The 23,989-nt window shown below is 34.5% G+C and carries 22 protein-coding genes and 1 pseudogene; 17 read left to right on the top strand and 6 right to left on the bottom strand.

Annotation, left to right across the window (positions count from 1 at the left end; translation table 11 throughout):
• Nucleotides 1–187 precede the first annotated feature (187 nt).
• The 3 genes from AC000W_RS02955 (at nt 188) to lptB (ending at nt 2,801) form a co-directional block, all read left to right on the top strand.
• Complete coding sequence (locus AC000W_RS02955) at nt 188–1,153, top strand: KpsF/GutQ family sugar-phosphate isomerase (RefSeq protein WP_474745887.1); 966 nt, start codon at nt 188–190, stop codon at nt 1,151–1,153.
• Complete coding sequence (tatC, locus tag AC000W_RS02950) at nt 1,153–1,992, top strand: twin-arginine translocase subunit TatC (RefSeq protein WP_474745886.1); 840 nt, start codon at nt 1,153–1,155, stop codon at nt 1,990–1,992. Before AC000W_RS02955 ends, tatC begins: the two co-directional genes overlap by 1 nt.
• Nucleotides 1,993–2,060: 68 nt before the next feature.
• The gene (gene lptB, locus AC000W_RS02945; protein WP_474745885.1) at nt 2,061–2,801 is read left to right on the top strand and encodes an LPS export ABC transporter ATP-binding protein; all 741 of its coding nucleotides are present in this window, start codon (nt 2,061–2,063) and stop codon (nt 2,799–2,801) included.
• On the opposite strand, the gene AC000W_RS02940 is transcribed toward lptB, so the two are convergent.
• A complete protein-coding gene (locus tag AC000W_RS02940; protein ID WP_474745883.1) occupies nt 2,798–3,541 on the bottom strand; it encodes a CDP-alcohol phosphatidyltransferase family protein in 744 nt (247 codons plus the stop codon). The genes lptB and AC000W_RS02940 overlap by 4 nt on opposite strands.
• A 100-nt stretch (nt 3,542–3,641) precedes the next feature.
• Here AC000W_RS02940 and AC000W_RS02935 point away from each other — a divergent pair, with 100 nt between their 5' ends.
• The 10 genes from AC000W_RS02935 (at nt 3,642) to AC000W_RS02890 (ending at nt 17,587) form a co-directional block, all read left to right on the top strand.
• Complete coding sequence (locus tag AC000W_RS02935; RefSeq protein WP_474745882.1) at nt 3,642–4,823, top strand: lipoprotein N-acyltransferase Lnb domain-containing protein; 1,182 nt, start codon at nt 3,642–3,644, stop codon at nt 4,821–4,823.
• A 13-nt stretch (nt 4,824–4,836) separates the two neighbouring features.
• Nucleotides 4,837–6,717, top strand: a complete 1,881-nt coding sequence (locus AC000W_RS02930) for an ABC-F family ATP-binding cassette domain-containing protein (RefSeq protein WP_474745880.1) — start codon at nt 4,837–4,839, stop codon at nt 6,715–6,717.
• Nucleotides 6,718–6,925: 208 nt separating this feature from the next.
• Complete coding sequence (locus tag AC000W_RS02925; protein ID WP_474745879.1) at nt 6,926–7,207, top strand: hypothetical protein; 282 nt, start codon at nt 6,926–6,928, stop codon at nt 7,205–7,207.
• A 67-nt stretch (nt 7,208–7,274) separates the two neighbouring features.
• The gene (locus AC000W_RS02920; protein ID WP_474745877.1) at nt 7,275–7,418 is read left to right on the top strand and encodes a hypothetical protein; all 144 of its coding nucleotides are present in this window, start codon (nt 7,275–7,277) and stop codon (nt 7,416–7,418) included.
• On the top strand, nt 7,415–7,990 hold the full coding sequence (locus AC000W_RS02915; RefSeq protein ID WP_474745876.1) for a cob(I)yrinic acid a,c-diamide adenosyltransferase: 576 nt from the start codon (nt 7,415–7,417) through the stop codon (nt 7,988–7,990). Before AC000W_RS02920 ends, AC000W_RS02915 begins: the two co-directional genes overlap by 4 nt.
• A 136-nt stretch (nt 7,991–8,126) precedes the next feature.
• Nucleotides 8,127–8,351 carry a DUF2795 domain-containing protein gene (locus tag AC000W_RS02910; protein ID WP_013994285.1) on the top strand — a complete coding sequence of 75 codons (225 nt, stop codon included), beginning with the start codon at nt 8,127–8,129 and terminating at the stop codon, nt 8,349–8,351.
• A 215-nt stretch (nt 8,352–8,566) separates the two neighbouring features.
• Entirely contained in the window at nt 8,567–11,929 is a 3,363-nt protein-coding gene (secA, locus tag AC000W_RS02905; RefSeq protein ID WP_474745875.1) for a preprotein translocase subunit SecA, read from the top strand.
• Nucleotides 11,930–12,111: 182 nt separating this feature from the next.
• The gene (locus tag AC000W_RS02900; RefSeq protein ID WP_474745874.1) at nt 12,112–13,329 is read left to right on the top strand and encodes a sensor histidine kinase; all 1,218 of its coding nucleotides are present in this window, start codon (nt 12,112–12,114) and stop codon (nt 13,327–13,329) included.
• Between the two features lie 142 nt (nt 13,330–13,471).
• Nucleotides 13,472–15,985, top strand: coding sequence for a M14 family metallopeptidase (locus tag AC000W_RS02895; protein WP_474745873.1), 2,514 nt, complete (start codon nt 13,472–13,474; stop codon nt 15,983–15,985).
• A 12-nt stretch (nt 15,986–15,997) separates the two neighbouring features.
• A complete protein-coding gene (locus AC000W_RS02890) occupies nt 15,998–17,587 on the top strand; it encodes an amidohydrolase family protein (protein ID WP_474745872.1) in 1,590 nt (529 codons plus the stop codon).
• A gap of 12 nt (nt 17,588–17,599) precedes the next feature.
• Here AC000W_RS02890 and AC000W_RS02885 read toward each other — a convergent pair whose 3' ends face one another.
• Both AC000W_RS02885 and AC000W_RS02880 read right to left on the bottom strand, forming a co-directional pair.
• On the bottom strand, nt 17,600–17,857 hold the full coding sequence (locus tag AC000W_RS02885; RefSeq protein ID WP_474745871.1) for a hypothetical protein: 258 nt from the start codon (nt 17,855–17,857) through the stop codon (nt 17,600–17,602).
• Nucleotides 17,858–18,051: 194 nt separating this feature from the next.
• Nucleotides 18,052–18,270 (bottom strand): hypothetical protein, encoded by a 219-nt coding sequence (locus tag AC000W_RS02880; RefSeq protein ID WP_474745870.1) that lies wholly within the window; start codon nt 18,268–18,270, stop codon nt 18,052–18,054.
• 217 nt (nt 18,271–18,487) lie between these two features.
• On the opposite strand from AC000W_RS02880, the gene AC000W_RS02875 reads away from it, so the two are divergent.
• Nucleotides 18,488–19,216, top strand: coding sequence for a hypothetical protein (locus tag AC000W_RS02875; RefSeq protein WP_476658664.1), 729 nt, complete (start codon nt 18,488–18,490; stop codon nt 19,214–19,216).
• A gap of 45 nt (nt 19,217–19,261) precedes the next feature.
• On the opposite strand, the gene AC000W_RS02870 is transcribed toward AC000W_RS02875, so the two are convergent.
• From AC000W_RS02870 to AC000W_RS02860, 3 genes are all read right to left on the bottom strand, one after another.
• On the bottom strand, nt 19,262–19,480 hold the full coding sequence (locus tag AC000W_RS02870; protein ID WP_474745867.1) for a hypothetical protein: 219 nt from the start codon (nt 19,478–19,480) through the stop codon (nt 19,262–19,264).
• A gap of 344 nt (nt 19,481–19,824) precedes the next feature.
• Complete coding sequence (locus AC000W_RS02865; protein ID WP_474745866.1) at nt 19,825–20,037, bottom strand: hypothetical protein; 213 nt, start codon at nt 20,035–20,037, stop codon at nt 19,825–19,827.
• 168 nt (nt 20,038–20,205) lie between these two features.
• Nucleotides 20,206–20,904, bottom strand: a complete 699-nt coding sequence (locus tag AC000W_RS02860; protein ID WP_474745865.1) for a peptidoglycan DD-metalloendopeptidase family protein — start codon at nt 20,902–20,904, stop codon at nt 20,206–20,208.
• Nucleotides 20,905–21,041: 137 nt separating this feature from the next.
• Between AC000W_RS02860 and msrA the strand changes: the two genes are divergently transcribed.
• The 3 genes and pseudogenes from msrA to AC000W_RS02845 all read left to right on the top strand — a co-directional run bounded on the left by msrA (nt 21,042) and on the right by AC000W_RS02845 (nt 23,955).
• Nucleotides 21,042–21,710, top strand: coding sequence for a peptide-methionine (S)-S-oxide reductase MsrA (gene msrA / locus AC000W_RS02855; RefSeq protein WP_474745864.1), 669 nt, complete (start codon nt 21,042–21,044; stop codon nt 21,708–21,710).
• Between the two features lie 233 nt (nt 21,711–21,943).
• Nucleotides 21,944–22,618 (top strand): annotated as a pseudogene (locus AC000W_RS02850) (3-keto-disaccharide hydrolase); the annotation flags it as partial.
• A gap of 8 nt (nt 22,619–22,626) precedes the next feature.
• Nucleotides 22,627–23,955, top strand: a complete 1,329-nt coding sequence (locus AC000W_RS02845; protein ID WP_474745863.1) for a Gfo/Idh/MocA family protein — start codon at nt 22,627–22,629, stop codon at nt 23,953–23,955.
• Nucleotides 23,956–23,989 lie beyond the last annotated feature (34 nt).

Genomic DNA, 23,989 nt, shown 5'->3' with positions numbered 1-23,989 from the left:
AGTTTAATTGGTTAGGATGTCTAAAAAGACCTCATTAAGATAAGGTTTTTTTGACATTTAAAGAATAATCCTATAAAAATTAATTAACATAACTTAAAAACAACCTATAAAATAAGTTTATGTAATTTTGTTATCTTAAATATAATACATTCTTTTAGGAATTCATTCACTAAATTAAAGAACAACTTTGAGTAATACCCAAGCTATACTTAACATAGCAAAGAAAACTATAATAACTGAGGGAGAAGCTATCCATAATTTAACTTCTCTTTTAAATGATGGGTTTCCTAATGCTGTGAATTGTATTTTATCTTCAAAAGGAAGAGTTATTGTATCTGGGGTAGGTAAAAGTGCCATTATTGCTTCTAAAATAGTGGCTACATTAAATTCTACAGGAACACCAGCAATATTTATGCATGCTGCTGATGCCATTCATGGAGATTTAGGTACTATCCAAAAAAATGATGTAGTCATTTGTATTTCTAAAAGTGGAAATACCGCAGAAATAAAAGCATTGGTACCTCTTATTAAAAGAGGCGAAAATAAGTTAATTGGAATGACTGGCAAGACAGATTCTTACCTTGCCAAACAGGCCGATTATATATTAAATACTTATGTAAAAAAAGAAGCTTGTCCAAACGGATTGGCACCAACCACTAGTACGACCGCTCAAATGGTAATGGGGGATGCTTTGGCAATATGTCTTTTAGAATTAAAAGGCTTTGATCGTACCGATTTTGCCCACTATCATCCAGGAGGTGCATTGGGGAAAAAATTGTATCTACGGGTTAAGGACATTGTAGTAAACAATATGAAACCGCAAGTAGATAGGGATGCAGCCGTGAAAGAAGTGATTGTAGAAATTTCTGAGAAAATGCTTGGGGTTACTGCTGTTATGCATAACAATAAAGTAATAGGTATTGTAACTGATGGAGATATAAGAAGAATGTTGAATAAACATGATAATATTAGTGGATTAACCGCTAAAGATATTATGACTAGTAATCCCAAAATCATTGATGCAGATGTATTGGCCGTAAAAGCCTTGGAAATAATGCAAGAAAAGGGAATAACCCAATTATTGGCAATTGAAAACAACGAATATGTGGGTGTGGTACATATTCACAACTTAATAAATGAAGGTATTTTGTAATGGCTAAGAAAAAAGTTGAAAACCCCAATGAAATGTCATTTTTAGACCATTTGGAGGAGTTAAGATGGCATTTAATAAGATCCACAGTAGCAGTGATGATTATTGGAAGTGTGGCTTTTTTAATGAAAACATTCATTTTTGACACAGTCCTTCTTGGACCTTCAACAATGAATTTTCCCACCTATAAGTTCTTTTGCAATATTGCGACTTCTATTGGTTTTGATTCTGATTTTTGTGCCGATAAACTTCCGTTTTCAATTCAAAGCCGGCAAATGGCGGGTCAATTCTCTGCCCATATATGGACGTCTATTTGGGCCGGATTTATTGTTGGTTTCCCCTATATTTTATGGGAAGTGTGGAAATTTATAAGCCCTGGTCTGCACGAAAATGAGCGTAAAAATTCTAGAGGGTTTATTTTAATAGCCTCATTTTTATTCTTTATAGGAGTTTTGTTTGGTTACTATGTTGTTGCACCACTTTCTATTAACTTTTTAGGAACTTACCAAGTAAGTGCATCTGTTTTGAACGAATTTGATTTAGATTCATACGTAGGCACTTTAAAAGCTTCTGTATTGGCTTGTGGTATTCTGTTTGAACTACCTATCATAATTTACTTTTTGACCAAAGTAGGTTTGGTAACCCCAGAAATCCTAAAGAAATATAGAAAAATAGCCATGGTAATTGTTTTGATTTTGTCAGCTGTAATTACACCTCCAGATGTAGCGAGCCAAATTATTGTTGCTATCCCCGTGCTTATATTGTATCAAATTAGTATTTATATATCCAAAGTAGTTTTAAGAAAAGAAGCTAAAAAAAATGCAAAGCTTAAAACCCGTTAAGGTTAAATAATTTGTAATTCTTTTTTGCTCAAAAATATATGGCTTAGTTTTGACAACCAGCAAATAATATGAAGCTTAGAGCAGATAATATAATGAAGGCCTACCGAGGTCGACAAGTAGTAAGAGGAATTTCCTTAGAGGTTAATCAAGGAGAAATTGTTGGGCTTTTAGGGCCAAATGGGGCAGGCAAGACTACTTCTTTCTATATGATTGTTGGACTTGTTAAACCAAATGGGGGTAAAATTTTCTTGGACAACATGGAAATAACCAATTTTCCCATGTATAAAAGGGCCCAACATGGTATTGGTTATTTGGCACAGGAGGCATCTGTATTTAGAAAATTGAGCATAGAAAAAAATATTCTTAGCGTCTTGCAATTAACCAATCTTAGCAAAAAAGAGCAGGAAATGAAAATGGAATCTCTTATTGAAGAATTTGGTCTTGGGCATATTCGTAAAAACCGAGGAGATTTACTATCGGGTGGAGAACGTAGACGTACAGAAATTGCCCGCGCCTTGGCAACTGACCCAAATTTTATTTTACTAGATGAACCTTTCGCAGGTGTTGACCCTGTTGCTGTTGAGGATATTCAGCGTATTGTGGCACAGTTAAAAGATAAAAACATTGGTATTCTTATTACCGACCATAACGTACAGGAAACTTTAGCAATTACAGAGCGATCTTATCTTATGTTTGAAGGTGGTATTTTAAAATCTGGGGAGCCTGAAGAATTGGCTGCTGATGAAATGGTACGTAAAGTCTATTTAGGTCAAAACTTTGAACTGCGTAAAAAGAAATTGGATTTTTAGTCCTTCCCTATATTCGTTACAATTGAACTTATAATATAAAAAGCTATGATAATTGGTATGGCCAAGAATTTCATAGTTCCCAACAATACAATACTTATAATTATAAAAATATATCTTAAAGAATTATCCTTAAAACTCCAGTTTTTAAATTTTAAGGCAAAAAGCTCAATTTTGGAGTTTAATAAGTAACAACTCAAAAATGTTATCCCAGTTAGAAACCAAGGGTTAAGAATTATATTATTTAAATAGTCATTATTGTGATATAATAATATCAATGGTAAAGAAATAATAAGCAACGCATTGGCAGGTGTAGGCAATCCAATAAAAGAAGATGTTTGGTTTTCATCAATATTAAATTTTGCCAGTCGGTATGCTGAAGCCATAGTAATTAAAAAGCCGAAAAATGCCAGAGGAGTTACTTCAATTCCCATCCAATTTACAGCTCTATCAATCCCCATATAGTTCCACCCCCCATCAATGGACATATTCAACAATTGAAACATTACAATTCCTGGAACCAATCCGCTTGTAATCATATCTGCCAAAGAATCCAACTGCAAACCTAAATCACTTTGCACTTTTAAAGCTCTAGCGGCTAAACCGTCAAAAAAATCGCTTAAAACTCCAAAAGAGAAAAAAAGCGCTGCTAATTCCAATTGATTCAATACAGCAAATACAGCAGCAATACTACCAAAAAAGACATTCAATAAAGTGATAAAATTGGGTATATGCTTTTTCATATATGGATTTTCCCAAAAATAACATAAATTTTTGTTGGAAAGCACTCCACCTATGGTTACCTAAGAAATTTATTAGCATATTTGTTAAGCAACAATAAAAATGAAACATAACCTTCTTTTATCCCTATTGTTTTTTTGGCTAACAGGTGCTGTTTTTTCGCAAACTCCTGAATTATCTCCAAATTCGTACATAAGTGTTATTACCTGTAGTGCAGGGGAGGAATTGTATTCCTCTTTTGGGCATAGCGCCTTTAGGGTACAAGACTCTACCTTAGGTATTGATGTAGTTTATAATTATGGTACTTTTGATTTTAACACACCCAATTTCTATGTAAAATTTGCCAGAGGAAAATTACTATACTCATTAAGTAGAAATAGGTTTGAGAACTTTCTATACTCCTATGAATTGGAACGAAGATGGGTAAAGGAACAGATACTAAATCTTACTTTAGAAGAAAAAAATGAATTGTTCAAGTTTTTGGAAAACAATTACTTACCAGAAAATAGAGATTATAAGTATGATTTTTTCTTTGATAATTGTTCAACCAAAAAAAGGGATATTCTAGAGGAAGTTTATGGGGACAAGGTAGTATTTAAAGAAAATCATTTAGAGGAGCAATATACATTTCGAGAGCTCATCCATCAAAATTTAAAGACCAATTCTTGGGCAGCGTTTGGAATTGATTTAGCATTGGGTTCGGTTATTGATAAAAAGGCAAGTCCTAGAGAACATATGTATCTTCCTTACTACGTAATGAAACAATTGGATAATACAGATTTTAAAGGGAAACCAATTGTACAAAGAGAACGCACTATTTTGGATTTTGGTGAAAAGCAAGAGGGAAATTATCTTTTGGCATCGCCATTATTTTGGCTTATTCTTTTATTATTATTTGTAGCAATCATCACATATATTGATATTAAAAATATTACAAGGAGCAAGTGGTTGGATTTTTTCCTATTCTTTACAACTGGTGTTGCTGGTGTTGTAATTCTATTCCTTTGGTTTTTTACAGATCACTCCGCCACATCTGGAAACTTTAACATTCTATGGGCTTTTGCACCCAACTTTGTTATTGCATTTATTACTCTTAGAAAAAATAGGCTACCAGATTGGTTTGGCACCTATTTATGGGTTTTAATGGGTTTAATAATCCTTTGTATTCTCTTATGGGTAGTAGGTATACAGATCTTTTCCCCTCTTATCAGTATCCTTTTGCTTACATTGGGAATAAGATATCTATTTTTGCACCACGCCTTTAAAAAAGGTGAACTGGTCTAATCCACAAAACTCAATGAATCTCCTTACTGTAGAAAACATAGCCAAGTCATATGGCGAACTGGTTTTATTTGAACAATTATCTTTTGGCATCAATAAAGACCAAAAAATAGCTTTGATAGCAAAAAATGGTACTGGAAAAACCTCAATCCTTAATATTTTATCAGGAAAAGACTCTCCGGATGCTGGACAAGTAAACTACAGAAAAGGAATAAAAATGTCCTTTTTGGACCAAGAACCAGATCTTAATCCAGCTTTGACAATTGAAGAAACAATTTTAGATTCTGGCAATGAGGTTTTGAAAACAATTTCCAACTATGAGCATGCTTTGACCAATCCAGAAAACGAAGAAGCTTATCAACATGCCTTTGAAGAAATGGAACGCTTAAATGCTTGGGATTTTGAGACTCAGTACAAACAAATTTTATTTAAATTAAAATTGGAAGACCTTTCTGTGAAGGTAGGCTTGTTATCTGGAGGACAGAAAAAGAGACTGGCGCTTGCCAATGCTCTTATAAACAAACCAGATTTATTAGTTTTGGATGAGCCTACCAACCATCTAGATTTGGAAATGATAGAATGGTTGGAACTTTATTTTGCCAAAGAAAAAATGACACTTTTCATGGTTACCCATGACCGTTTTTTTCTGGAACGAGTATGTAACGAGATTATTGAATTAGACAATGGTAAGTTATACCCGTACAAAGGAAATTATTCTTATTATTTAGAAAAAAAAGAAGCTCGCTTGGAGCAAGAAGCCGTAGAACATCATAAATCCAAAATTCTGTTTAAAAAGGAATTAAATTGGATGCGAAGACAACCCAAGGCTAGAACCACCAAGTCCAAATCCAGAATAGATGATTTCCATGCCATAAAAGAAAAAGCTAGTCAGCGTAGAAAAGAGCATGAAGTACAGTTAGAAATTAATATGGAAAGAATGGGAAGTAAGATTCTTGAGCTCCATAATGTTTCAAAATCCTATCCCAATAAACCTATTTTGGATAAGTTCAACTATAATTTTATAAAAGGTGAACGCATTGGTATTATTGGGAAAAATGGAACAGGTAAGTCCACTTTCTTAAATATCATTACTAACCAAGATAAACCAGATACAGGAAAGGTGATAGTTGGTGACACCATAAAATTTGGATATTACACCCAAAAGGGAATCGATATAAAAGAAGGGCAAAAAGTTATAGATGTTATTCGTGAGTTTGGCGATTTTATTCCTCTAAAAAAAGGAAAACAAATTTCTGCACAACAGCTCTTGGAGCGTTTCCTTTTTGATAGAAAAAAACAGTATGATTTTGTTGAAAAATTGAGTGGTGGCGAAAGAAAACGGCTGTATTTATGCACCGTACTCATTCAAAATCCAAATTTTTTAATTTTAGATGAGCCCACTAACGATTTAGATATTGTTACGCTTAATGTATTGGAAAGCTTCTTGTTGGATTTTCCAGGCTGTCTTATCGTCGTATCTCACGACCGTTATTTTATGGACAAAATTGTAGATCATCTTTTTGTCTTTAGAGGCGATGCCGTTGTTGAGGATTTTCCAGGCAATTATTCAGATTATAGGATTTATGAGGATAGTTCTATTCAGGAAAAAAGAGAAGAGAAGAATACAAAAGCTGAAGAAGAAGCGGTAAAAAATACATGGAAGAATGAAGGAAAAACCAAAAAACTCTCCTATAATGACCAAAAGGAGTTTAATAGAATAGAAAAGGACATTCAGAAATTGGAAGAAGAAAAAGTAAATGTTCAAAACAAATTTTCCGATGGCTCGCTTTCTGGAGAAGAAATAGACCAACTTTCTATTGATCTAAAAATTATTATTGAAAAAATTGAAGCCAAAACCGAGCGTTGGTTTGAGCTTTCAGCGCTTATGGAAGGGTAATATGTTTCCATTCATTGCTTACATAAAATTTATTTTTTCGGCAACCAACCAGCATGGGGTGCACTCACCTTTTGTATATAATTATGTAACCCAATGTCTTTACTCCAAACAAAAATACAGCCAAAACAAGGTCCTTAATATTTTACTAAAAAGCATAGCTTATTTTAATGCGCAGAACATTCATGTTGATAGTAATAATCAAAAAATCATGAATGCTATTACTTTCCAATATCCTCAAAGCAATTTCAATAAAAAACCATATGATATCATTTATGTCAATTCTATGGAGGGGAAAAATTTGAAATTTAAAAATGTTAGCAATGATACAATGCTACTCATAAATGGAATTCATACCACTTCAAAAAATGAATCTATATGGGAGCATATAAAAAAAATGGACGAAGTACAGATAACAATAGATATGTTTCACTTTGGTACGGTTTTTTTTAGGAAAGAGCAGGCTAAAGAGCATTTTAAAATTCGGATATAATACAGTACATTTAATCAATAAAGAACCTCGGAGCATTAAAGTTTAGCTAACGAGTAAAATTAATTTCATGAGTAAATACCCAGTCTATATTATCCTTGGTGTGTGTGCATTGGTTTTTTTTGTTATTCAAATAAATAATAGGAAAAGAAGCAAGCGTAGAAAATCCAGAAAGTTTATGGATGGATATGGTGACAAGAAAAATGGAAAATGAAAATCTATACCAAAACAGGTGATACTGGTACTACCTCTCTTTTTGGTGGTACAAGAGTTGCAAAACACCATATTAGAATTGATGCATATGGAACATTAGATGAGTTAAACTCATGGCTAGGACTTATTCGTGATCAAAAGATTGACAAGCATTCACAAAAAACATTGATATTAATTCAAGAAAAATTGTTCACTCTTGGAGCAATTTTAGCAACTGACCCAAAGAAAGCGATTCTTAAAAATGGGGAAGAGCGACTTAAAATCCAAAAAATAAGTCCAGAAGATATTAGTCTATTGGAAAAAGAAATAGACGATATGAATAAATCTCTCCCACCAATGACTCATTTTATTCTTCCTGGGGGGCATCAAACAGTGTCATACTGTCATATTGCACGCACCGTGTGCAGAAGAGCAGAAAGACAAGCCGTACTTTTATATGAAAAAGTGCCTTTTGAAGAAAATGTAGTAGCATATATAAACAGACTTTCCGACTACCTTTTTGTCTTGGCACGGAAATTGTCCAAGGATTTGAAAGCGCAAGAAATAAAATGGGTTCCAAGCAAAAAAAGCTAATAAATTCGTGATTTCTTCGTTATCAAACTGTTAAAGTGAAAATAATCTTACAGAAACATCAAAATATATTAGAAATAACTTGACTGTCTCAGTTTAAAATTTATTTTTGCAAAAATTTCAAAATCACACTAGTACAATGTATTGGACTTTAGAATTAGCATCTTATTTAAGTGATGCACCGTGGCCAGCCACAAAAGACGAATTAATAGATTATTCCATTAGAACTGGAGCTCCCCTGGAAGTTGTAGAAAACTTACAATCCATGGAGGAAGAAGGTGGGGAGATTTATGAATCAATAGAAGAGATTTGGCCAGATTATCCCACAGAAGAGGATTATCTCTGGAACGAAGACGAGTATTAATTACAATATTACATACCGAAATACACTAAAAAAGTCTCATTTGAGGCTTTTTTTTTATGTAATTTTGACAGCTTGTCAGAAGTATTTACTCCCAGTTAAACTGGAATAGCTTTTGCAATAGAACAAAGGTCAATACTAATTTGACAATAACTGAACGGCATACAAAATTGTCTTTTGTGTTCAAGGCAATTTTTAATATAAAATAGATTACAATTATGAGTTTTATTAATTCTGTACTTAAGGTTTTTGTAGGTGACAAATCGCAGAAAGATGTAAAAGAATTACAACCTTTAGTAAATAAAATAAAATCGTTTGAGAAAGAATTTGAAGGACTAAGCCATGATGCATTAAGACAAAAAACGATTGATTTTAAATCTAAAATAAAGGAAGGCTATAAAGACCTCACAGAAGAAATTGAGGAATTAATGGAAGAGGTAAAAGCTTCTACCGATATTGATAAGAATGAAGATTTATATGCCGAAATAGATAAATACAAGGAAGAAATATATAAACGATCGCAAGATACTTTAAATGATATTTTACCTGAAGCCTTTGCTGTGGTAAAAGAAACAGCCAAACGTTTCGCAAATAACACAACCCTTTCTGTTACCGCTACCGAGTTTGATAGGCTTCTTTCTGGTTCTGCTGACTATGTTACATTAGACGGCGAAAAGGCTACTTGGAAAAACTCTTGGGATGCAGCAGGGAAAGAAGTTACGTGGGACATGGTGCATTATGATGTACAGTTGATTGGAGGTATTTGTCTGCACCAAGGTAAAATTGCAGAAATGCATACTGGTGAAGGAAAGACCTTGGTCGCTACCCTTCCTCTTTATCTAAATGCATTAACAGGGAATGGAACGCATTTGGTCACAGTAAATGATTATTTGGCAAAAAGAGATAGTGCATGGATGGCACCAATATTTCAATTTCATGGACTCACAATAGATTGCATTGATAAACACAAACCAAATTCTGATGGAAGAAGAGCGGCTTACAATGCAGATATCACTTATGGTACAAACAACGAATTTGGTTTTGACTATTTAAGGGATAATATGGCGCACACGCCAAGTGATTTGGTACAACGCCCTCATCATTATGCCATTGTGGATGAAGTAGATTCTGTTTTAATTGATGATGCCCGTACACCTTTGATTATTTCTGGCCCAGTTCCAGAAGGTGACCGCCATGAATTTAACGAACTAAAGCCAAAAGTTGGTGATATTGTACAAAAACAACGTCAGTTTTTAACCGGGGTTTTGGCAGAAGCTAAAAAGTTGATTTCCGAAGGAGATACCAAAGAAGGTGGGTTTTTATTACTAAGAGTTCACAGAGGTTTGCCAAAAAACAAAGCACTTATTAAGTATTTAAGTGAAGAAGGTATTAAGATGCTCTTGCAAAAGACTGAGAATTTCTATATGCAGGACAACAACAGGGAAATGCCAAAGGTTGATGCTGAGTTGCTGTTTGTAATTGATGAAAAAAACAATCAGATAGAGCTTACAGACAAAGGAGTAGATTACATTTCTGGTGACCAAAACAAAGATTTCTTTGTAATGCCAGATATAGGTGGAGAAATTGCTAAAATCGAAAATCAAAATTTAGAAATAGAAAAAGAAGCTGAGTTAAAAGAAGATCTTTTTAAGGATTTCGCTGTAAAAAGTGAGCGCATCCACACTATGAACCAATTGCTAAAAGCATATACCCTTTTCGAAAAAGACGTGGAATATGTAGTGATGGAGAACAAAGTAATGATTGTAGATGAGCAAACAGGTCGTATTATGGATGGCCGTAGATACTCGGACGGATTGCACCAAGCTATTGAGGCCAAAGAAAATGTAAAGATTGAGGCTATGACCCAAACCTTTGCAACCGTAACATTACAGAATTACTTTAGAATGTACCAAAAACTGGCTGGTATGACGGGTACTGCGGTGACCGAAGCAGGTGAGTTTTGGGAAATCTATAAGTTGGATGTTATGGAAATTCCTACCAACAGACCTATTGCAAGAGATGATAGACATGATCTTATCTACAAAACAAAAAGAGAAAAGTACAATGCCATTATAGATGAAGTAACCAAACTTTCACAAGATGGGAGACCGGTATTAATTGGTACTACATCGGTAGAAATTTCGGAATTACTATCTAGGATGTTAAGCATTAGAAAAGTTCCCCATAATGTATTGAACGCCAAGCTTCATAAAAAAGAAGCTGATATTGTTGCGGAAGCGGGAAATGCAGGTGTAGTGACCATTGCCACCAACATGGCTGGTAGGGGAACAGATATTAAATTAATAGATTCTGTAAAAGAAGCTGGTGGACTTGCAATTGTGGGTACAGAAAGGCATGACTCTAGAAGGGTAGATAGACAGTTAAGAGGTCGTTCTGGTAGACAGGGAGATCCAGGAAGCTCGCAATTCTATGTTTCTTTGGAAGATAACCTAATGCGTTTGTTTGGTTCTGACAAGGTTGCAAAAATGATGGATAGAATGGGCTTGGAAGAAGGCGAGGTAATTCAACATTCCATGATGACCAAATCCATAGAGCGCGCTCAGAAAAAAGTAGAGGAAAACAACTTTGGAGTTCGTAAGAGGTTATTGGAATATGATGATGTAATGAATGCACAGCGTGAAGTGGTATACAAGCGCAGACGCCATGCGTTGCAAGGAGAGCGCTTAAAAGTGGACATTGCCAATATGATCTATGATACCTGTGAGGTCATTACGGACACTAACAAAGCTGCTAACGACTATAAGAATTTTGAGTTTGAACTGATAAAGTATTTCTCAATCACCTCCCCTGTTTCGGATAACGATTTTGCTAAAATGGGAGTTCAGGAAATAACCAGCAAGTTGTATTCTGAAGTCTATGCGCACTATCAAAATAAAATGGAACGTAGTGCAGCAACAGCTTTCCCCGTAATTAAAAAAGTCTATGAGGACAATGCCAATAAGTTTGAACGTATTGTGGTTCCCTTTACGGATGGCATAAAAACCCTTAATGTTGTAACAAACCTTAAGGAGGCTTATGAGAGTGATGGAAAACAACTAGTAACTGATTTTGAAAAAAACATTACCCTGGCTATCATTGATGATTCTTGGAAAACTCATTTACGTAAAATGGATGAATTGAAACAATCTGTTCAATTAGCGGTCCACGAACAGAAAGACCCGTTATTGATCTATAAATTTGAAGCATTTGAGCTCTTTAAAAATGTTATGGATAAGGTCAACAAAGAAGTTATTTCTTTCTTGTTCAAAGGAGAATTACCTTCAAATGACTCCAATGAAATCCATGAAGCCAGAACTGTAAGCAGACCAAAGGAAAAATTGCAGACATCCAAAGAAGAAATCCCTAATAGCGATGAACTTGCCGCTCAAAACAGAGCTGTGGGTCAAAACCAAGGTGGAAGACCAGTAATTACTGAAACTATAACTAGGGAACGTCCAAAAATTGGCAGAAACGATAGGGTTACCATTAAAAATGTAATGTCTGGTGAAAGTAAGACCGTAAAATACAAACAGGCTGAACCACTGATTGACAAAGGGGAATGGGTTTTAATTGAAAATTAACTCTAGAAAACCAGCCCAGAATATTCTTTAAAAGAAAACGACAACTAATTTAAGTTGTCGTTTTTTGATTATATCCTTAAACATATTTAGTTTTACAGGAAATATTTTCGTTTATTCGACACATAATATTAACCACCTCTTTTGGTACTCCCCTTGGTTAAAAATTAAATGTAAGATTTATTATGCCAAAACCTTTCTTGGATCAAGAACGTTTAAAGGATAAAACCAGTTTAGCACTTACTATAAACTATTACACATCCTTTTTTTCTTTATTGTTCTTCCTAATTTGTATCAATTTATTAGATATTCAAAAAGTTATTCCATGGATATTCTTAGGGTTCGGCATTCTAAATTTAATCAACAGCTTACTTTATAGATTTCATAAAAATTTAACTTTATCCTTTTTAGTAACTTCTACACTTACCATTGTAGGGTCCATTATAATAACCCTTTATAGTGGTGGTATTAACAGCCCATTTATTTTTGTTTTAGCTATTGTCGTATTTGGAGGATATGTTACAACTAGGGTATATGGCAAAATCTATCTCTATTTAAATCTGGCCATTATTATTGGCATATATATCATTGGTCTTCCTAAGTATAACTTTATTCCCAATGTGATTCCTGTAGAATCTCAAAGTCTATTCAGCTTGGTAAGTATTCTATTTTCATTATATATTTTGGGTGGAGTTATGGCTAAATACCTTTTAAGGGCACATCATAAACTTTATAAGTCTAAAAGGGAAATAATTGCTAGAATTAATGAAAAAGACACTTTACTTAAAGAAATACATCATAGGGTAAAAAATAATTTACAGACCATTTCTAGCCTGCTAAGCTTGCAATCCAATAGCATTGAAGACAAAAAAATGAAAGGGCTCATTAAAAGCAGTCAAAACCGTGTTATGTCCATGGCCATGATACATGAGATGTTATATATGAGAGATGATATTTCAAAAATTGATTATAAATCCTATGTTATAGAATTATGTGAATATTTAATTCGTTCCATAAAAGGCCCAGACAGCAACATTAAATTAAGTTTGGATATTCCCGATATACGCTTGGGAATTAATACAGCAATTCCGTTAGGTCTCTTGATAAATGAAATTATAACCAATGCCCTAAAATATGGTATTAAAGACGATTCCAAAGGCAAAATTCATATCAATTTAAAGAAAGATGGCGAAAAAGGATATCTTTTACAAATTGGTGATAATGGTGTTGGATATCCAGATAATGTAAGTCACGAAAACACCAAATCATTAGGTTTAAAACTTATCCATAATTTAACTCGCCAACTTAAAGGTGTTATAATCAGAGATTTTTCTAAGAAAGGAACCAATTACATCATTAATTTTAATGAAATAAGCGAACACTTTCCAGATGAAGTGAGTTAACATTCAAGAATTCCACATAAATAGCACCTTCTTTTTTTTGAGTCAATAAAATCTTGGCACTTACTTCATTTGCAAGGTGATATTTTATGCTTCTTTGGCTTTATATTGTTATATTTAAAACAGCTAATTCAAACTCAATCTAATGTTTAAAAAACTACTCCTTTTGTTGGTGCTTTGTAGCACTTCTCTTTTTGGTCAAGATTATTTTTTTCAAAAATTTCATCCCTTCAATCAAGATATTCCATCACCAGAGCAATTCTTGGGTTATGGTATTGGTGAACACCATACAAGGCACGATTTAATTGTTGCTTATTTAGAGAAACTTGCCCAGGTTTCAGACCGTGCATCCATATATCAATACGGTAAAACCCATGAAGGAAGAAAATTGGTGATTTTAATTATTTCCACACCAGAAAACCTTTCCAATATTGATGCATTAAAGCAGCAACATCTTGCGTTCACTGACCCTAGTTCTAATGCTTCAAACTATGCAGATGTTCCTGTTTTCATAAATTTAGCATACAACGTACATGGTAATGAGCCTTCTAGTTCAGAAGCAGCCCTTTTAACAGCCTATACTTTAGTGGCATCAAACAATCCAGAAATACTAAAGTATATCAACAATGCAATCATTTTTGTGGATCCAACCATTAACCCAGACGGTAGGGACCGCCATACACAATGGGCAAATATGTACCAAGGAAGCCCTTTGGTAGCTGACCCACAAGATGCTGAGCACAATGAGTATTGGCCAATGGGACGTACCAATCATTATTGGTTTGACTTAAACCGAGATTGGCTCTTGGCCATAAACCCAGAAAGCAGAGGTAAATTAACCTGGTATCATGAATGGTATCCCAACGTGGTGACCGATTTTCATGAAATGGGCAGTCAAAGCACCTATTTTTTTGAACCCATGAAAATCAACGGGTCCTTAAATCCAATTATGCCAAAAGAGAATTATGTGGACCTTAATAACCTTTTTGGGGATTATTATGCCAAAGCATTGGATAGTATCGGATCTCTTTACTTCACGAAAGAAGCGTTTGATGGTACATATCCTGGCTATGGTTCCTCCTATCCAGATTTACAAGGCGGACTTGGATTATTGTTTGAGCAAGCAAGTTCTAGAGGCCATAAGCAGACTACGGCCTTTGGGGAAATAACTTTTCCTTTTACAATTAGAAATCAATATACTTCTGGTATTACCACGGTAAAGGCGGCAGTTGAAAACAAAGAATATTTGTACAAATACCAACAAGAGTTCTTTAAAAGTGCTTTGACCAATGCAGCTTCAAGTAAAATAAAGGGATACGAATTTGGTGATATTTATGATGCTAACAGAGTAAAAGCTTTTATTGATAAATTATTACTGCATAAAATTGATGTTTACAAATCTGGAAACTCATTTGTGGTTCCCACAAAGCAGCCCCAATATAGAATGGTACAAACAATGTTTGAAACGTATAACAAATATCGTGATAGTGTCTACTATGATGCATCTGCTTGGTCGGTAGCTAACTTCTATAATATGAAGTACAAAGCAGTAAATACAATAAAAACAGGTGACAAAATAGAATCTACGGATAATTTGGTGAATGTTGTTCCTGTCAAAAAATCTGATTATGCCTATATTTTGGATTGGGATGATTATAACACTCCAGCTGCCCTCTATCAATTACAATCAAAAGGATTGGTTTTATCATCCGCGTTTAAACCCTTAACCGTACAAATAAATGGTGCTTCCAAAACCTTTAATTATGGGGCATTGTTGGTTCCTGTAAGTCTTCAAAAAAAGACATCAGAGGAAGTTTTAAAATTGTTAACAGATGTTCAAAAGAAGTATAAAGTTCCTATTTATGGGTTAAAAACAGGATATAATGTAAAAGGAGTGGATTTGGGTAGTAGGTATGTACAACCAGTAACCAAACCAAAAGCCGCCATGTTGATTGGTAATGGAGTACGCTCCTATGAGGCAGGTGAAGTTTGGCACTTATTGGATACAAGAATGGATATGCCCATCACTAAAATTCCCCTTCGTAATTTTAATAGAATAAATCTTGACAAATACAATACATTGGTCATGGTTTCGGGCAGATACGCTCTTTCAACAAAGCAACAGGGTAAAATAAAAGATTGGGTGAGCAAAGGCAACACCCTCGTAACCATTGGGTCCGCTTCTAAATGGGCCATAGACAAAGAATTGGTCAAAGAAAAACTTACGAAAAAAGAAAAAGATTCTACTAAAATAGCAGTTAGAAAGCCCTACGTAGATGCTGCAGAAAATTTAGGAAAAGAAAGTGTTGGAGGAATCATTTTAAAGGCCGATTTGGATACTACCCATCCATTGGCATTTGGCTATCATGATAAAGCCATTCCCGTATATAAAAACAATGAAGTATGGTTGACTCCTAGTAAGAATGAATACGCGACTGTGGCCAAATATTCTGAAAACCCCCATCTTGATGGTTTTATTACCAATAAAAACATGAATGAATTTCTTAAGCCATCTGCCTCCCTCATTGTGAGCCCTGTTGGTAGTGGAAGAGTTGTAATGTTCGCTGACAATCCAAATTTTAGAGGTTCTTGGTACGGAACCAATCGTCTTTTTTTAAATGCACTCTTTTTAGGTGATAAAATAAGAGTTCCCAATTAATTTCTTGTTATTATGAAAGCAACGCTCACATACATTCTTGCATTATTTTTATTGACTTTTAATTTTATTGATGCCCAAGATAATAAGGTTGAAGGTCCATTTTCTCAATTGATTATTCGTGGAGTAACACTTATTAATGGAAATGGGGCACCGCCAAGAGGCCCTATTGATATTGTAGTAGAGAATAATAAAATAGTTAATATTCAGGTTGTGGGCTACCCTGGAGTAAAAATTGATGCTGCCAAAAGACCTAAATTAAAAGAGGGAGGCAAAGAGCTGGACTGTACGGGTATGTACCTAATGCCCGGCTTTGTAGATGCCCATACCCATATTGGTGGTGTTTCTCAAGGTGCTGAGCCAGAATATGTTTTTAAACTATGGATGGCGCATGGTGTTACTACTGTTAGAGAAGTAGGTGGCAGGGGAATTGATTGGTCTTTGGATTTAAAAAGAAAAAGTGCCAAAAATGAAATTATTGCACCTAGAATCTACACGTATACAGTTTTCGGTCAAAAAACAAAGGACTTTAACCCCTTGGACGACATACCTATAAGCACACCAGAACAAGCAAGAAAATGGGTGCGTGCCAATGCGGAAAAAGGGGCGGACGGTATCAAATTTTTTGGAGCAGCACCTGATATTATGGCTGCAGCTTTGGACGAAAATAAAAAAATGGGTTTGGGCTCCGCCTGCCACCATGCACAAATGGATGTTGCGCTCTGGAATGTCCTACATTCTGCAAAAGCGGGGTTAACATCTATGGAGCACTGGTACGGTCTACCAGAGGCCTTATTTGAGGATAAAACAGTACAAGATTACCCTCTTGACTATAACTATCAAAACGAACAGCACAGGTTTGAACAAGCAGGAAGGTTATGGAAACAAGCCGCTGAACCTTATTCTGAACATTGGAACAAGGTAATGAACGAACTACTTGCATTAGATTTTACTTTAGATCCTTCTTTTAATATTTATGAAGCAAGCAGGGATTTACAAAGAGCACGAAGGGCAGAATGGCATGAAGAGTATACAATGCCATCGCTTTGGGAGTTTTACCAACCTAGCAAAATATCTCATGGCTCTTATTGGCATGATTGGGGAACTGAACAGGAAGTAGCTTGGAAAGAAAACTACAAGCTTTGGATGACTTTTATAAATGAATATAAAAATAGAGGAGGAAGGGTCACAACAGGCTCAGATTCTGGGTTTATCTTCCAGTTATATGGTTTTGCCTATATCCGAGAAATGGAATTATTACGAGAAGCTGGTTTTCATCCTTTAGAAATTATACGTTCATCTACTCTAAACGGAGCTCAGCTTTTGGGAATTGATGATAAAATTGGAACTGTTGCTGTGGGTAAATTGGCAGATTTTGTAATTGTAGATGAGAATCCACTTAAAAATCTAAAAGTGTTGTATGGTACTGGTGCCGTGCGTTTAACCGAAGATAATAAAGTAGTACGCGTAGGTGGTGTAACCTATACCATAAAAGATGGTATTATTTATGACGCAAAACAACTATTAAAGGACGTAAAAGAAATGGTAGCCTTGGAAAAAGAAAAAAAGGGCTACAAAATATTACAACCTGGAATAAAAGAGTAATTACTATGGAACTTAAACAAGTATAGGCTTATCCTCTTTGGTCATAAAAGCCAGTTCTTTTTTAAGCTTGTCCATTTTAAACAATAAGATACGTACAATGCTATTGGTCTCTTCCACTTTAACTTCTGTAAACATAGGAGTTTTGGCTTCAGAAAAGGGTAGAACAACATCAATAGTACTAGTATGTACCTTTGAATCAGTTTTTACATCTTGCGCTACTGCATATGCTCCAAATACAATAACAAAGATTAAGGTTAAGATAGTTTTCATAATAATGGGGTTTTTATGTGCTTTGCTAACGTATACTTTTCAGTTATTAATGGAATAAATCGTTTAAAAGCACCTTTTTATCGATTTAGGATGAAAAATTCGATAAACTGCAAAGTACCCTATGAAAATTAATTGGTTTAAAAGAGCAGAAAAAAAATGAAGTAGAGTCCTTTAAAATATTACTTCTAAAAGAATTAAGCCAATTTAGCTTTGTTAGCCTTAGTAGAAAAAGACAATTCTTTCTTGATTTTAGAATTTTTAAACTTGTAAAGACGAGCAACACTGTTTTCTTTAGTTTCAGAAACCTTAACAGTTAATTCAACCGCATCAACTTTAGTTTCAGTTTTACCATCCTGTGCTTGTGCAGCTACTCCGATAAAAAGGATAAAGATTAAAGTGATAATGGTTTTCATAATATTGCTTTTGTTACACTATTAGAACGCCAAATAGTGTACTCAGCTAGGATATGAATCGCTGAAAACCCCTTATTACTCGGTATCTGTCCGATTATCGGTTAAAGTGCAAAAAAGTCTCGGTGAATGCACCAAACCATAAAAACAGCTCACCGATTGGATGTGTCGTTTATCGGTAACATGATTACTCAAAATGGGAAACTCCAAATAAAAAATGATGAAATATGGTTATATTTATATAACATACTACTATGTTACAATACAAATGAATCTAAAACCATTATTATTTATAATCACAATATATATTACTCTCCTAAGTTGTAGCACCAAGAAAACAGGTTTAGAATTTGAACAAAATGTATTGTATGAAATCTTTCCGGCACTAATTGACTCTCTACATAGAGACTTAAGACATACTGTTCCTCCCCCACCAATTCCATTGTATGATATAAATGACAATTATATAGGCTACGATACAATTCTCTCTAAAAAAATTATGGCTGATTGGGAGATTAAAAAAGCTGAATTAATGGCGGATTCTGTAAAACTTGTTATTGCTGTTAATGATAGTACATATCCTCTAAAAGATATTGAAGCAAGTAAATTAAAAGCGCATTTTGAAAACAAGTACTTAATTCCTGATTCTATTGATTTATCCAAAGGATATAAAATTGACCTAAATAGACTCAAAGCAAATCCAAAACTTAAATTTAAATATCGGTCGAGCTTTCCAAATGGAAGTGATATGTGGAAAAAGAAATATAGTTTTTATTTGTCTGGAACTACTGGATTTTCCAGAATTAGGTTTGACCAATCAAAAACTTATGGAGTGTTGAACAGTGGGTATGGTTGTGGAAAATTATGCGGGTGGGGCACTCAAATATTTATAAAGAAAATAAATGGCAAATGGACTATTGACAAAATAGTTGGAACTTGGATTTCATAATAAAATAATACATACTACATTATCCATGACTTACGAATAATTATATTAAGCCAATTTAGCTTTGTTAGCCTTAGTAGTAAAAGACAATTCTTTTTTGATTTTAGAATTTTTAAACTTGTAAAGACGAGCAACACTGTTTTCTTTAGTTTCAGAAACCTTAACAGTTAATTCAACCGCATCAACTTTAGTTTCAGTTTTACCATCCTGTGCTTGTGCAGCTACTCCGATAAAAAGGATAAAGATTAAAGTGATAATGGTTTTCATAATATTGCTTTTGTTACACTATTAGAACGCCAAATAGTGTACTCAGCTAGGATATGAATCGCTGAAAACCCCTTATTACTCGGTATCTGTCCGATTATCGGTTAAAGTGCAAAAAAGTCTCGGTGAATGCACCAAACCATAAAAACAACTCACCGATTAGATGTGTCGTTTATCGGTATGGTCAAAGGATTAAAAAGTAAAAAGAGAATGTAATCAATATAGGTTTCAATAAATCTTCCTTAAAAATTACTACTTATTGTAAATAAAAAATATGTCTGTAATTAATGTTTGGACTTGAAATAATCTTGGAATCCGATATAGTATAAAACTTATCGTAGTATTTATTAAGCCAATCTAGCTTTGTTAGCCTTAGTAGTAAAAGACAATTCTTTTTTAATTTTAGAATTCTTGAACTTGTAAAGACGAGCAACACTATTTTCAGCAGGAGTAACAATTGTCATAGTAACAGTCTCTACTTTAGTTTCAGTTTTACCATCTTGTGCTTGTGCAGCTACTCCGATAAAAAGGATAAAGATTAAAGTTAAAATAGTTTTCATGACGTTTTGTTTTGTTATATAAATTTAACGCCATGTGGGTGTTGGTACCCGTTTCAAATCGCTGAAAGACCCTTATTTTTCGGTATTGGGCAAGATTCTGGATAAAGTGTAAAATTTGCTCGACAAACGTATAGAACCTTAAAATCCGCTTACCGAAACTTTGTGTCTTTAATCGGCAAAAAAGAGCTCTGTTTTTAGAAGAAAGTATGGATTGGGACAATTTTTAAGGTAATATTCCTGCTCTCTTGTAGTACAAACCCCTGGATAATCCCCCTTATAGGTTCCAATATCCCTTATTATCTGAAAATGGAGGTGTGGTGCATAGTTTACATTTACTTCTGGTACACCCAAGCTTGCCAATGGTTCTCCTGTCTTAAATTCCTTACCTACATATAACCCTTCCAAAGAATCTAAGGACAAATGCCCATAAAGTGTATAAAAGACTATGTTATTGATGGTATGGGACAAGATAATCGTTGGTCCATAATCTCCTTTGGTATCATTATTCCTAAAGCTATGGACTTTTCCGGTGATAGGTACATGTACTATGGTTCCTGCTTTTACCCAAAAATCTGTCCCTAAGTGAATATTTCGTAGCTCCTCCCCTTCCTTATTAAAGTGAGAATTTGTTTTATATAGCCCTCTTTGCTCCAAATACCCCCCATAAGCCACAAGAGCATCATTCTTTTTTAAAATAGTCTCTATATATGCTTGACATACATCTGGGTCGGCCATATTAAGATTCTTAATAGCTTCATTCTTTAAAGACAAGTCTAGTGAAGTATATTTTGAAAGGGGAATAGAACTGTCCATAATTTGGATAGGCTCTATAGAAATCTCGTTAAGAATTTGCTCAAAAAGGGTCATTTAATTTATATTCAAAATATTGATTGAAAATAAAACTAAAATATCTCTTTAAGTAAAATTTATATTAACATCTTTTTAACCTCTTTTCACTGTAAGGATTTGTACTTTATAAGTACTAACCTAAAAATCTTTGCGAGATGAAACTATTACAAATATCCCTTCTTACACTTACTCTTTTAACCTCATTTAGTTGTAGACCAAAAGAAGCTGAGAACAAAGAGGTTTCTGCTATAATGGAAAGCACAGAAGCTGTTGACTTACAGCAATACGAAACTGCTTACTTTGCTAGTGGATGTTTTTGGTGTGTAGAAGCTGTTTTTGAAAGTGTTGAAGGGGTCAAAGAAGTAATCTCTGGATATTCTGGCGGTTCTGAAAAGAATCCCACATACGAAGACGTTGGTTATGGAAGAACTACGCATGCTGAGGCTGTGGAAGTTTATTACGACCCTAAGGTAATTTCTTTTGAAACCTTGGTACAGGTCTTTTTTGGCTCACAGGATCCAACCACTTTAAATAGACAGGGGCCAGACAAAGGACCTCAATATAGGTCTATCGCATTTTATAAAAATGATGTTGAAAAGAAGATTATAGAAGATTCTATCGCAAAACTAGAGAAAGATAAAGTATATAACGCCCCAATTGTCACCCAACTGGTTCCATTCAGAGTTTTCTACAATGCAGAGGATTACCATCAAGATTATGAAAAAAAACATCCTAACAATCCATATATAAGAAATGTATCCGTTCCAAGATTGGAGAAATTTCAGAAAAAATTTCCTATGCTATTGAAAAAGGAAGCCCATTGATTCGATAGATTCAACCAATGGTGTAAAAAGCGACTCATATGAGTCGCTTTTTTTGTGCCTCATTTTAGACTGTCTCTTTATAAATCGATATATTTAGTGGTCTCAATTTAAAAGAAATGAAAAAAACAGCTAAGTATTCTCTACTATTCTTAATGGCATTGACCATTCTAAGTTGTAAAAATGTGCCCAAAGATGCCAAGCAAATAGAAGCCGCTACCACTGTTTCCATAGACAATGAACTAACTCCAGACGAAGTGCAAAATGGTTGGAATTTATTATGGGACGGAAAAACCACTGCTGGTTGGCGAGGAGCAAAACTTGACCATTTTCCCAGCCAAGGTTGGGAAATAACAAACGGAGAACTTATTGTACTTTCAACAGGGGGAGCAGAATCTGCTGCGGGTGGAGATATTGTAACCACTGAACTTTATGGTGATTTTGAACTAAAAGTAGATTTTAAAATTACAGAAGGTGCCAACAGTGGTATTAAATATTATGTAAATACAAACCTCAACAAAGGTGAAGGGTCTTCAATTGGATTAGAATATCAAATTCTTGATGATTTACGTCACCCAGATGCCAAACTGGGAAACCATGATGGTAGTAGAACATTGGCTTCGGTTTATGATTTAATCCAAGCTGATACCAATAAACCTTTTAAGGGGGTTGGGGAATGGAATACTGCTTATATTTTATCCAACAATAATCATGTAGAACATTGGCTCAATGGAACCAAAGTACTGGAATATGAACGAAAAAGTGAAGAATATAGAAAACTTGTATCAGAAAGCAAGTATAAGATATGGCCAAATTTTGGAGAAGCAGATAAAGGCCACATTCTATTACAAGACCATGGGGACAATGTGTTTTTTAAGAACATTAAAATAAAACCAATAACAAACCAATAAATAAACCAATGACAACAAGAAGAGATTTTATAAAAAAAACAACTGTGGGAACAGCAGCAGTAAGCTTAAGTAGTATAGTTTTTCCTGAAACTGCTTATGGAAATATTTTAGGGGCCAATGAACAAATACAGGTTGCCGTTATTGGTGTAAGAAGCCGTGGAAAAGCACATTGTATGGCAATAAATGCTTATCCAAATGCAAAAATAATTTATAACTGTGATGTGGATGATATAATTTTAGAAGAGCATAGTGCTTGGTGCCAAAAAAATATTGGATATATACCCAAAGTAGAAAAAGATTTTAGAAAGATATTGGATGATAAAGATGTAGATGCCGTTTTTATAGCTACACCGGACCATATGCATGCTCCAATATCAATATGGGCATTACAGGCAGGTAAACATGTGTATGTAGAAAAACCATGTAGTCATAATCCCCATGAAAACGAGCTTTTAGTTGCTGCCCAAAAAAAATATGGGAAAAAAGTACAAATGGGAAATCAACAACGCTCTGCTCCCACTTCTATAATGGCCATACAGGATATTAGGGATGGTATCATTGGTGAGGTTTACAAAGGAGAATGTCATTATTCCAACAATAGAGGTTCCATGGGTAAAGGCAATGTAATTGATGTGCCAAAAACATTGGATTGGAATTTATGGCAGGGTACTGCTCCAAGACAGAGTTATAGAGACAACGTTCACCCATATAACTGGCATTGGATTAGAGATTGGGGAACTGGAGAAGTACACAATAATGGCACCCATGAAATTGATATTTGCCGATGGGCGCTAAATGTGGATCTACCAGAAAGCGTGACTTCTTTTGGTGGGAAATACACCTATGACGATGATTGGCAGTTTCCAGACAACCAACAAGTAACCTACAAGTTTGCAGATAATAAATTCATTACTTGGACCGGACATAGTCGCGGTATCATAAAACCGTCTAGACCTGGGCGTGCTACTATTATATATGGTAGCAAGGGAACAATTGAGTTAGATAGAAATTTCTACAAACTTTATGGATTGGATGGCAAACCCATCAAATTTGAGTTTGAAAAAGGTTCTAGTGAAACTACAGGTTCTATGGGAGAAGGTATGTTAGATGTGTACCATGTTGCCAATTTCTTTGATTCCATTAAAACTGACATTATATTGAATGCTCCTATTGCAGATGGTAGTATTTCTACAATGCTAGCTCACCTAGGAAATATGGCACAAGATGCTGGGGAAACAATAAATGTAGATGCAACTACAGGAAAAGTGGCTAATAATGAAAAGGTAATGAAAAACTGGAAACGAGAATATGAAAAGGGTTGGGAACCAAAATTGTAGGTAGTAAGAAGAAATATTTTTTGGTACTTTATAT

The sequence above is a fragment of the Saonia sp. genome, from assembly GCF_056326165.1.
Note: the sequence above shows the minus strand (reverse complement) of the source record. Positions and strands in the feature narration are given on the sequence as shown.